Below are 11,096 nucleotides of genomic sequence, written 5' to 3'. Positions count from 1 at the left end.
CTGCTGGGAAGCGCAGGAACCGCAAACGCCGCGCCACCAAGCAATGCCACGGGCGTGCACTCAGGCGGCTCAACCACCCCTCCGGCTGGACCAGGGTCGTCCCAGCCGGACAATTCGAACAAGCCGGAYACKCCGAGCKTTCCTCCTGTGACGCCCCCGGTTGGCAATGGCGGTGACCACGGCAACGGCAACGGCAACGGCAACGGTGGCGACAAGCCCGGTGACCACAATGGCGGCGGCAATGGCGGCCAGCCCGGTGATCACAACGGTGGCGGCAATGGCGGCCAGCCCGGTGATCATAACGGTGGCGGCGATGGCGGCCAGCCCGGTGACCACAACGGTGGCCCCGGCGGCAATGGTGGCGGCAATGGCGGCCAGCCCGGTGACCACAACGGTGGCCCCGGCGGCAATGGCGGCCAGCCCGGTGACCACAACGGTGGCGGCAATGGCGGCCAGCCCGGTGACCACGGGAACGGGAACGGCAACGGCGGTGACCACGGGAACGGAAACGGCGGTGACCACGGCAACGGCCACGGCGATCATGGTGACCACGGCGACCATGGCGGCAAGGACCACCATGGCGACAAGGACCATGGCGACAAGGGCCACCATGGCGACCACGGCGACCATTGCGGCTGCGAAGAGCCGGCTGAGCCCCCGGCGCACGAGCCTGTAACCCCGACGCCTGCGAAGCCCGCGACGCCGCCGACCGGTGCCGGCCAGGGCGCTGCCGCTCCGGCAGTCTCCAACGTTGGTTTCAACGTCCAGACGGCGGCAGCCAGCACCCCGAGCGCGGGCGTGCCGCTCTGGCTTTCGGTGCTGACCGGACTCTTGATGGCAGGGGCCGCGACGGCTCTGCTGCGGGGCACGGTCCAGCGCGGTAACGCCAACAGCTAGGAAAGATGCGGGTCGGTTGCCACTGTGCAGCCGGCCCGCACAGCTATTGCCCTCAGGCAAAGACCGCACCAGGAGCTCCCATGGCACTTCATCGCAGTGCAGGTAATCCCGACGAGGCATCGCCGCGACGACTGCTGTTGCGTGGCCGGGACAAGGTGCTGCTGGTGTTCTGCACCGTTGGACTGTTGGCGGCGTGGCTGCTCTACGCGGCCTTCGGCGTCGGCGCTGGAGGGGCGGGCGCGGCCAGCCCCTCGGCAGGCCCCATTCCGACGGTTGCGGCAGCGGCGCAAAGCCCGATTCCGTCAGTCGCGGGATCCACCCTGGCCACGTCGCCAAAAGCCACCCCCAAGGCGGCCGTACGACGCACGGTCCCGACGGCGGCGCCAGGCCCGGTAGCCGCAGCCCCGGAGCGTATTTCCTACCCTGCTGCACAAATGGACGTCGTGATTCATCCCCTGCAACCGAGCCCGGGTGAAGCTGCGAGCCAGAGCATCGTTCCCCCCGAAACCATGGACGGATACTGGCTCACCCCGTTCGGCGTCCCGGGCGTGGGATCGACAAACACGACCTACGTCGTCGGGCACAGCTGGCAGGGAGTGGATGCGCCGTTCAACCGGCTGAGCACGATGGCCGCACCCGGTGATAAGTTGACCGTCCACACGGCCACCGGCGCCATCACCTACAAAGTGGACTCCGTGACCACCTACCTCAAGTCGAGCCTCAAGGACAGCGCCATTTGGGCAATCGTGCCCAATCGGCTGGTTTTGATCTCCTGCTATACCGGTGACCTTTGGGGAAAGAACGTGACCGTAGTGGCGTCCCCGGTTGCGGGCGGCTGAGGATTCGCCCCCGCCCTTCCGGATATTGAGACAATTTGACCAGCATGTGGATTCCTTGGCTACGCTGAAAACATGAGCGCATCCACGATTGATCTCGCAGTCATCCCCGGCGACGGCATTGGCCCCGAAGTTACCGCCGAGGCACTAAAGGTCCTGGAGAAGGCTGCCGCCGCCGAGGGCATCGTCCTGCAGCAGACCCACTATGAGCTCGGCGCCCAGCACTGGCTGGAGACGGGGGAGACCCTGCCGGCAGAAACCCTTGCCGACCTTCGTACCAGGGACGCCATCCTCTTCGGAGCGGTGGGTGCAGCCCCCGGCGACACCCGGATTCCTTCCGGGATCATCGAACGCGAACTGCTGCTCAAACTGCGCTTTAGCCTGGACCATTTCGTGAACCTGCGGCCCTCGCGCCTTTATGCCGGCGTCGGTAGCCCGCTCGCGAACCCGGGCAACATCGACTTCATCGTGGTGCGAGAAGGTACCGAAGGCCCCTATGTCGGAAACGGCGGCACCCTGCGGGCCGGAACACCGCACGAAGTGGCCACCGAGGTCTCGCTGAACACGGCCCACGGCGTTGAGCGCGTGGTCCGGGACGCCTTCCGCCGCGCCAACGAGCGTCCGCGCAAGAAGCTGACCCTGGTCCACAAGCACAACGTCCTGGTCTTCGCCGGCCACCTCTGGAAGAGGACCGTGGAAACCGTGGCGCAGGAATTCCCCGACGTCAGCCACGACTACCTGCACGTGGATGCGGCCACGATCTTCATGGTCACCGACCCCGCGCGCTTCGACGTCATCGTCACGGACAACCTCTTCGGCGACATCCTTACCGACCTCGCAGCCGCGGTCACCGGCGGTATCGGCCTCGCAGCTTCGGGCAACATCAACATGGACCGCACAGCGCCGTCGATGTTCGAACCGGTCCACGGATCCGCCCCGGACATTGCCGGCCAGCAGAAGGCCGACCCAAGCGCGGCCATTCTGTCCGCGGCCCTGTTGCTGGACCACCTGGGCTATGCCACGGCGGCACGGAAGATCGAGGCCGCCGTCGCCGCCGACGTCGAAAGCCGGGACGGCAGCTTCCGGAGCACCGCCGCCATCGGGGACGCGATCGCCGCCGCCCTGTAGGCTTCCCGCGCGGCCCACGGGCGTAAGCTTGTTGCGAATCACCAATATGCTGCCGTGGTCCGAGGATGAACCGCGTTCATACGCCAGGCAGCCGACCGTGGAGGAACCATGACCCAGACTGCCCATGGCGTCGAATTCAGCCAGCGGCTCTCGGCAACCCCGAAGTCCGCTGAAGAACGTGCAGCCATCCTGGCCAACCCGGGATTCGGCGACTATTTCACCGACCACACCGCCGTCGTCGACTACAGCGTCGACGCCGAGGGCAAGGGCGGCTGGCACGATGCACGGATTGAACCCTACGGTCCCATCACGCTCGATCCCTCCGCCGCGGTCCTCCACTACGGCCAGGAAATCTTCGAAGGCCTCAAGGCGTACCGCCATGCCGACGGCTCCATTTGGACCTTCCGGCCCGAGGCCAACGCCGCGCGCCTGAACAAGTCCGCGCGCCGGCTCGCCCTCCCGGAACTGCCGGAGGAATACTTCCTCACGGCCATCCGTGAGCTCGTGTCCGTGGACAAGGAATGGGTTCCTTCCGGGGACGGCGAAGCCCTTTACCTGCGCCCGTTCATGATCGCCACCGAGGCCTTCCTGGGTGTCCGGGCTGCCCGCGAAGTGTCCTTCCGCGTCATCGCCTCGCCCGCGGGCAACTACTTCGGCGGGGAGCTGAAGCCGGTGTCCATCTGGATCTCCCGCGAATACGCCCGCGCAGGCCGCGGCGGCACCGGTGCGGCAAAGTGTGGCGGCAATTACGCTGCGTCCCTGATTGCCCAGCAGGAGGCCGAGGCCCACGGTTGCAAGCAGGTCCTCTTCCTGGATCAGTTCAATGACAACGCTGTCGAGGAACTTGGCGGCATGAACGTCTTCTTCGTCATGAAGGACGGTTCGCTGGTCACTCCGGCGCTGTCCGGCACCATCCTGGAGGGCGTCACCCGTTCCTCCGTGATCCAGGTGGCACGGGACATGGGCCGCGAGGTTACCGAGCGGAAGATCACCCTGGACGAATGGCGTGACGGCGTGGCCTCCGGCGAGATCACCGAGGTTTTCGCCTGCGGCACCGCTGCCGTCATCACCCCGATCGGCGTCCTCAAGGACGAGACCGAGTTCATCGGCTCCGAGGACGCCAAAGCCGGCGAGACCACCATGGCCATCCGCCAGCAGCTGCTCGGCATCCAGACCGGTACCGTGGAGGACACCCACGGCTGGCTGACCCGCCTGGCCTAGGCCGCAGGTCCACCGTTCGACGGCGGCCCGCACCCACCGGGGGTGCGGGCCGCCGTCGTCGTTCCTAGTCTTGAAGGTGCGGCGGGCGATTAGGGCCCTGCGGCTCCTCCGTCTCGCATCCCGGGGTGGGAAGATGGAAGGGTGATTGCCGATGATGCCCGCGCCCTGGTCCGCAGCACCGAGCTGACTAGGTTTCGGCTTGCCCCGAACCCGGGCCCGATGAGCCTGCACGGCACCAACTCCTACGTGGTGTCCGCCCCGGGTTCGGAGGGTGTCGTGGTGGTGGATCCGGGGCCGCTGGATGAGGAGCACCTCCGGGAGCTGACCGAGTACGGTGCCGTCGAACTTGTCCTCATCACGCACCGGCATGCGGACCATACCGCGGCCGCGGAACGCTTCGCTGAACTCACCGGTGCCGCCGTCCGCGCCGCAGACCCCGCGCACTGCCATGGGGGAGAACCGCTTCGGGAAGGCGAGGTGCTGCACGCTGCCGGGGTGGAAATCCGCGTGCTGGCGACGCCGGGCCACACCTCAGACTCCGTATGCTTCCACCTTCCGGAGGACGGTGCCCACGGCGCCGTCCTCACCGGGGACACGATTTTGGGTGTTGGCACCACCGTCCTGGATTACCCCGACGGCAGACTGGGAGACTACCTCGATTCCCTGGACCGGCTGGAAGCCCTGGGCCCGGCGACCGTCCTGCCAGCCCACGGCCCCATGCTTCCGGCGCTCGACGCCATCGTCCGCGCCTACCGGGACCACCGGCAGGACCGCCTCGCGCAGATCCGCAACGCCCTCGCCGAGCTTGGACCGGAAGCGGGTGTGCACGAAGTGGCCGACGCCGTCTACGCCGCCGTCGACCCTGCTGTCCGGCCCGCTGCGGAACTCTCCGTCGCCGCTCAACTGGATTACCTGCGCCCACGCGGCTCCGCCTGAAACACGCGTCCGGAGGCCCGCAGCCGGAGACGGTACGCTAGGAACCATGCGTATCGCCCGGTTTGTAGTCGATTCTGATCCCATGTACGGCATTGTTGAGGGCCAGCCCGGCAGTGAGGAAATCACTGTCATCAACGGCGACCCTTTCTTCCACGGTGTGGAGCGGACCGCCGTCAAGCACAAGCTGGAGGACGTCCGCCTCCTCGCCCCGATTATCCCGCGCAGCAAGGTCGTCGGCGTCGGACGCAACTTCGTGGAACACGCCCACGAACTGGGCAACGAGGTGCCGGCCCAGCCGCTGCTCTTCCTGAAGCCCAACACCTCGGTGATCGGGCCCAACGATCCGATTATCCTGCCCGAGTTCTCCGAGGAGATCTCCTTCGAAGCCGAGCTGTGCGTGGTGATCGGCCGGATCTGCAAGGACGTCCCCGAGGAACGGGTCGACGACGTCGTCTTCGGCTACACCTGCGGTAACGACCTCACAGCCCGGGACGTCCAGAAGACGGACCTCCAGTGGGCGCGGGCCAAGGGCTTCGACACCTCCGCGCCGCTGGGACCGTGGATTGAGACGGAGCTGGACACTGAGGACCTGCAGATCCAGGGCCGGCTCAACGGCGAACTCCGGCAGGACGGCAGCACCAGCCAGATGATCCGCGGCGTCCGCGAACTCGTTTCCATCGTCTCCCAGGCGTTCACCCTGCTGCCCGGCGATGTCATCATGACCGGCACCCCGGCCGGCGTCGGCCTGGTCCAGGCCGGGGACCGCTTCGAGGTGGAAATCGAAGGCATCGGCCGCCTTTCCAACCCGGTGGTCCGCCGCTAACAGCTCCCGCGGAAGAAACCGCACCACTTTCGGACAGCCGCACCGTGGATCCACGGTGCGGCTGTCCGCTTGTGTAGCGGAATCCGACGTCGGGCACGCGGTAAAGTTGGTACCACTATGACTACTCCCACCGCGCCCGACGCCGTCTCCAGCACCGCCACCACGGAATTGACCCGTGAAGTCACCGCCGAAACCCCGGTCCGCGTCCGGTTTTGCCCGTCACCGACCGGCACTCCGCACGTCGGCCTGATCCGCACGGCCCTCTTCAACTGGGCCCACGCGAAGCACACCAAGGGCACCTTCGTGTTCCGCATTGAGGACACGGACGCGGCGCGCGACTCGGAGGAGAGCTACCAGCAGTTGCTCGAGGCCCTCAAGTGGCTCGGCATCAGCTGGGAAGAGGGCGTGGAAGTGGGCGGCCCGCACGAGCCGTACCGCCAGTCGCAGCGACTGGACCTTTACAAGGACGTGGTGGCCAAGCTCCTGGAGGCCGGTTACGCCTACGAGTGCTACTCCTCCCCGGAGGAAGTCGAGGCCCGGCACCGGGCAGCCGGCCGGGACCCCAAGCTGGGTTACGACAACTTTGACCGGAACCTCACCGAGGAACAGCTCGCGGCGTTCAAGGCCGAGGGCCGCCAGCCGGTGCTGCGCGTGCGGATGCCTGACGAGGACGTCACCTTCACCGACATGGTCCGTGGCGAGATCACCTTCAAGGCCGGCAGCATCCCGGATTACGTGATCGTCCGCGCCGACGGCTCGCCGCTCTACACCCTGGTCAACCCGGTGGACGACGCACTGATGGGCATCACCCACGTGCTGCGCGGCGAGGACCTGCTCTCCTCGACGCCCCGCCAGGTGGTGCTGATTCGCGCGCTCATGGACATCGGCGTCGCCAGCTACCTGCCGGTGTTCGGCCACCTGCCGTACGTCATGGGGGAGGGCAATAAGAAGCTTTCCAAGCGTGACCCCCAGTCCAACCTGTTCCTGCTCCGCGACCGCGGCTTCATCCCCGAAGGCCTGCTGAACTACCTGTCGCTGCTGGGCTGGAGCCTCTCCGCGGACGAGGACATCTTCACCGTGGACCAGCTGATCGAGAACTTCGATGTCAACGACGTGCTGGCAAACCCGGCCCGCTTCGACATCAAGAAGGCCGAGGCGATCAACGGAACGCACATCCGCATGCTCGACCCGGAGGACTTCCGCGGCCGCCTGGTGCCGTACCTGCAGTCCGCCGGCCTGGTCGGGGAGCAGCTGACCACTCGTGAGGAGGAGATCCTCGCCGAGGCCGCGCCGCTGATCCAGGAGCGCATCTCGCTGTTGGGCGAAGCCCCCGAGATGCTCGCCTTCCTGTTCAAGGCCGACGACGCGATCGACGTCGCCGATGATGCCCGCAAGGGACTCCCGGAGAACCTCACCGAGGTGCTCGACGCCGCCCTGGCCGCGCTGGAACCCCTGGCTGACTGGACCGCCGAGAACATCCAGGCCGCGCTGAAGGAGGCCCTCGTGGAGGGCATGGGCGTCAAGCCGCGGCTGGCGTTCGGACCCGTCCGCACAGCCATCTCCGGCCGCCGGATCTCGCCGCCGCTGTTCGAGTCGATGGTCATCCTCGGCAAGGACTCGTCCCTGGGCCGCCTGCGCGCCTTCCGCGGCTGATGAACGGCCGGTCCGGGTCCGGCAGCGGGACCCTCGCCGCCGGATTTCAGGGCATCCGCGGGGTGCTGTTCGACATCGACGACACCCTCGTGGACCTTGAATTTGCGATGACGACGGCGTTGCGTGACGTCAGCGAACACCTCCTGCCCGGCCTCGACGAGGCCGGATGGGAGCGGTTCGGGCGGATTTTCACGCGCGAGACGACGCATTTCTACGACCGTTACCTGGCCGGGGAACTGAGCTTCAATGAACAACGGCTGCTGCGCGGCCGGGCTGCGCTGGGGCACTTCGGCGTCGAACTCGAAGAGGGGGAGCAGGCCCACCACTGGGTGAGCTCCTACGCCAGCCTGCAGCACAGCTACATCCGCGCTTTTGATGACGTGGCACCGCTGCTGGACGCGCTTGACGCTGCCGGCGTTCCGTACGGGGCGGTGAGCAACAATGTGCACGACTACCAGCGGGTGAAGCTCGATGCCGCCGGACTTGGGCGCATCGGCGTCCTCGTGGGCACGGACACGGTTGGTGTGGCCAAACCGGATCCGGCCATCTACCTCGAGGGAGTGCGGCGGCTCGGTACCGGTGCCGGCGAGACGCTGTACGTTGGTGACAACCGCCTGCTCGATGCGGAGGGCTCGACGGCGGCGGGCCTGCTGGGCGTGTGGTTGAACCGCGCCGGGGAGTCCTCTCCTGGTTTCTCAGGGCGCGAGGTCGGCTCGCTGCTGGAGCTGCTCGCCTGACCCTTTCGACCCCGGTCGCCGAAAAGGCCCCGCCTGAGGATGCATTCCTCCGGCGGGGCCGTTTCGCGTGAAAGGGCTAGGCCGTCTCCTGCGCCAGGCGCCGTTCCTGCGCCAGGCGCCGGTTCCGCAGTCCCAGGTAGGCGCCGACGGCACCCAGGGCCAGGAGCGCGACGAGCCCCAGGGCCACTGCCACGTCGGCCTTGATCATGTTCGACGGCGACACGGCCGCCGCGCTGGAGTAGAGGGTTCCGGTGCCGGCCGCCAGGCGGGCGTTCCCGTCGGCGAGCTTGCCGGCGCCGGTGGAGAGCTGGGTGGATCCGGTAGCCAGCTTGGTGCTGCCAGCGGAGAGCTGCGACGCGCCGGTGGCCAAGGCCGTGGAGCCCTTCAGCAGGCCGGGGTTGGCCGGATCCGCCGGGTCTCCCGCAATTCCTGCATTCAGTGCCAGCGTGCCGTCGGCCAGCCGCGAGGTTCCGTCGGTCATTCTGGCGGCGGCCTTGAGCAGGCCGGGGTGTTCGGGGTCGCCCGGAACACCGTCCATGCCGACGCGGATCTTGGCTGTGCCGTCGGCCAGCAGCTGGGTGCCCATCACGACGCCGGGGCTGTTGGGATCGCGGCTGTTGAGCTTGCCGGCAAGGGTGGCGAAACCGGCGGTGAGCTTTCCCGTGCCCGCGTGGAGTTGTCCCGCGCCGTCATCCAGCTGCCCGGCGCCGGCCTGCAGCCGGGAGGCACCGGCCTGGAGCTGGGAGGCGCCCGCATCCAGCCTGTGGGCGCCGTCAAGAATCTTCGCGATCTTGTCCTTGACCACGGACAGCGGCACGAGGCCCTGGACCGGGTCGTTGGCGGCGGCCTCGAGCAGCTCAAGGGCCTGGGCCAGCGCGGCGGTTCCGGTGCCCGCTTCGGGGTTGTTGTTAGCGCCGCGGTAACCCTTCAGCTGGTCGGTCCCGGCCTTCAGCGCTGCGGTGCCCGTCGCGAGCTGGCCGGTCCCGTCGGCAAGCCGGGCGGCTCCGGCGTCGAGCTGGGTGGCGCCGTCGGCCAGGTTGTTCGGGGCTTTACCGGAAGCCGTCGGAGTCAGGGCGGCGGAGAGCTGCACCGCTCCTGCGGCCAGCTTCTGCGCGCCGTCGTCTACCTTGTAGACGCCGGGTGCCAGCTTGTTGGTGACGTCCGTTTGGATCTTGACGGCGCCTTCGGCGAGCGTGTTGGCGCCGGCCTCCAGTTTCTCCGCACCGGGTGCGAGCTTGCCGGCGATCCCGGCCTGGATCTTTGACGCGCCGTCCGAGAGCTTGCCGGCCCCGACGTCGGCCTGTCCCGCGCCGGTGGCAAGCTTGCCTGCGCCGTCCTTGAGCTGCTGCGCCCCGGCGGAGGCGAGTCCGGCTCCGTCGTTGAGCCGAGCGGATCCGTCCGTGATGCGCCCGGTAACCAGGGTATAGAACCCCAGCAGCGCGATCAGCAGGAGGGCCAGGATGGCGATGGCGATCTGTTGCGCCCGGGTGCGGGGTGGGGCGGTGGCGRCACGGCTCTGTGACACAGGTTGTTCCTCTCGACGTTCTCGCCGGCAGCGGCTCTGCTGCCGACCCCCCGCAACTGTGATGCAGCTAACATCCAAAAATGGCCGTCATTCTGCCCGCAACTGAGTGGGGGAGGGGTTTGTTACTCGTTGGTAACTTACCGAGCGTAAACTTGATCGGGCTGAGTTGGCAAGGGTTTTCAGAAAATGGACAAACACGAGAGGGTCCTTCGGCCGCAGCCGAAGGACCCTCTCGTGTTAGTGCTCAACCAGTTTCGGGGGAGCGATTTCCTCTCCGGCTAGCGCAGCCTGGCTGTCGCTATGGAGGTCTTGGCAACCGTTGTGTACCCCGCTTTGGAGCCGGTCAACGTGACAGTGAGTGCCTTGCCCCGCAGCGCCGCACTCGGCTTGAACTTGCTTGCCGTTGCCCCCTTGATGGCGACGCCGTTTGCCCGCCACTGGTACCGGAGTGTTACCGGCGCCGGACCCCAGGTGCGCGGCAGGGCAGTCAGGGTGTACCCGACCCTGGCCGTTCCGCTGATCGTCGGAACCGCGGTGGCGAGAACTCCGGCCCCGACCTTGGCCGTGGCAGCCGAGCTCTTAGCCGCCGCGGCGTAGCCGGACTTTGAGCCGGTCACCGTGACGGTGACCGTCTTCCCGAGGTCCGCGGCGGCCAGCTTGTAGGTGCTGGCCGTTGCTCCGCTGATGGCGGCGCCGTTGGCCTTCCACTGGTAGGCCAGGGTGACCGGGGCCGGAGCCCAGGTTCCCGGGACAGCCGTGAGCGTGGCCCCGACCTTCGCCGTTCCGCTGATGGCGGGAACGGCGGTGGCGAGGGCTCCGGCGCCGACAGCGCCCGTGGCAGCCGAGGTCTTAGCAGCCGTGGTGTAGCCGGACTTTGAGCCGGTCACCGTGACGGTGATCGCTTTCCCGAGGTCCGCGGCGGCCAGCTTGTAGGTGCTGGCCGTTGCTCCGCTGATGGCGGCGCCGTTGGCCTTCCACTGGTAGGCCAGGGTGACCGGACTCGGAGCCCAGGTTCCCGGGACTGCCGTGAGCGTGGCCCCGACCTTCGCCGTTCCGGTGATGGTGGGAACCGGTGCGGTCAGGATCTGGCCTGCAGCCACGACCGGAGCCGTCGCCGCCGAGGTCTTCTCGGCGGTGGTGTAGCCGGTTTTGGAGCCGGTGACGCTGACCGTGATCGTCTTCCCTAGGTCCGCCGCGGCCGGCTTGTAGGTGCTGGCCGTTGCTCCGCTGATGGCGGCGCCGTTGGCCTTCCACTGGTAGGCCAGGGTGACCGGGGCCGGAGCCCAGGTTCCCGGGACTGCCGTGAGCGTGGCCCCGACTTTCGCCGTTCCGGTGATGGT

At 67.7% G+C, this 11,096-nt stretch carries 9 protein-coding genes and 1 pseudogene; 7 read left to right on the top strand and 3 right to left on the bottom strand.

Annotated elements, in window-relative coordinates; translation table 11 throughout:
* Positions 1–69 precede the first annotated feature (69 nt).
* Positions 70–666, bottom strand: a complete 597-nt coding sequence (locus tag AC1DK9_RS16510) for a hypothetical protein (RefSeq protein WP_476916628.1) — start codon at positions 664–666, stop codon at positions 70–72.
* A gap of 311 nt (positions 667–977) precedes the next feature.
* Here AC1DK9_RS16510 and AC1DK9_RS16505 point away from each other — a divergent pair, with 311 nt between their 5' ends.
* From AC1DK9_RS16505 to AC1DK9_RS16475, 7 genes are all read left to right on the top strand, one after another.
* The gene (locus AC1DK9_RS16505) at positions 978–1,736 is read left to right on the top strand and encodes a class F sortase (protein WP_476916627.1); all 759 of its coding nucleotides are present in this window, start codon (positions 978–980) and stop codon (positions 1,734–1,736) included.
* 72 nt (positions 1,737–1,808) lie between these two features.
* Complete coding sequence (locus AC1DK9_RS16500; protein WP_476862728.1) at positions 1,809–2,861, top strand: 3-isopropylmalate dehydrogenase; 1,053 nt, start codon at positions 1,809–1,811, stop codon at positions 2,859–2,861.
* A gap of 108 nt (positions 2,862–2,969) precedes the next feature.
* Entirely contained in the window at positions 2,970–4,082 is a 1,113-nt protein-coding gene (locus AC1DK9_RS16495) for a branched-chain amino acid aminotransferase (protein WP_476862729.1), read from the top strand.
* Positions 4,083–4,223: 141 nt separating this feature from the next.
* A complete protein-coding gene (locus tag AC1DK9_RS16490; protein ID WP_476916626.1) occupies positions 4,224–5,018 on the top strand; it encodes an MBL fold metallo-hydrolase in 795 nt (264 codons plus the stop codon).
* A gap of 46 nt (positions 5,019–5,064) precedes the next feature.
* Positions 5,065–5,841 (top strand): fumarylacetoacetate hydrolase family protein, encoded by a 777-nt coding sequence (locus AC1DK9_RS16485; protein ID WP_476862731.1) that lies wholly within the window; start codon positions 5,065–5,067, stop codon positions 5,839–5,841.
* Positions 5,842–5,958: 117 nt separating this feature from the next.
* Complete coding sequence (gene gltX / locus AC1DK9_RS16480) at positions 5,959–7,494, top strand: glutamate--tRNA ligase (protein WP_476916625.1); 1,536 nt, start codon at positions 5,959–5,961, stop codon at positions 7,492–7,494.
* Complete coding sequence (locus AC1DK9_RS16475; RefSeq protein WP_476862733.1) at positions 7,494–8,231, top strand: HAD family hydrolase; 738 nt, start codon at positions 7,494–7,496, stop codon at positions 8,229–8,231. Before gltX ends, AC1DK9_RS16475 begins: the two co-directional genes overlap by 1 nt.
* Before the next feature lie 76 nt (positions 8,232–8,307).
* On the opposite strand, the gene AC1DK9_RS16470 is transcribed toward AC1DK9_RS16475, so the two are convergent.
* Together AC1DK9_RS16470 and AC1DK9_RS16465 are read right to left on the bottom strand one after the other, a co-directional pair.
* The gene (locus tag AC1DK9_RS16470) at positions 8,308–9,756 is read right to left on the bottom strand and encodes a hypothetical protein (protein ID WP_476916624.1); all 1,449 of its coding nucleotides are present in this window, start codon (positions 9,754–9,756) and stop codon (positions 8,308–8,310) included.
* A gap of 278 nt (positions 9,757–10,034) precedes the next feature.
* Positions 10,035–11,096, bottom strand: a pseudogene (locus AC1DK9_RS16465) (carboxypeptidase regulatory-like domain-containing protein); the annotation flags it as partial.

The sequence above is a fragment of the Arthrobacter sp. 01T414 genome, assembly GCF_056398965.1.
The sequence above is the reverse complement of the archived record's forward strand: the minus strand, read 5'-3'. Positions and strand labels throughout refer to the sequence as shown.

Bases quoted from the DNA above. Each gene is read 5' to 3' on its own strand.
- AC1DK9_RS16485 (WP_476862731.1), top strand. From the start codon at position 5,065: ATGCGTATCGCCCGGTTTGTAGTCGATTCTGATCCCATGTACGGCATT.
- AC1DK9_RS16500 (WP_476862728.1), top strand. From the start codon at position 1,809: ATGAGCGCATCCACGATTGATCTCGCAGTCATCCCCGGCGACGGCATT.
- AC1DK9_RS16495 (WP_476862729.1), top strand. From the start codon at position 2,970: ATGACCCAGACTGCCCATGGCGTCGAATTCAGCCAGCGGCTCTCGGCA.
- gltX (WP_476916625.1), top strand. From the start codon at position 5,959: ATGACTACTCCCACCGCGCCCGACGCCGTCTCCAGCACCGCCACCACG.
- AC1DK9_RS16475 (WP_476862733.1), top strand. From the start codon at position 7,494: ATGAACGGCCGGTCCGGGTCCGGCAGCGGGACCCTCGCCGCCGGATTT.
- AC1DK9_RS16505 (WP_476916627.1), top strand. From the start codon at position 978: ATGGCACTTCATCGCAGTGCAGGTAATCCCGACGAGGCATCGCCGCGA.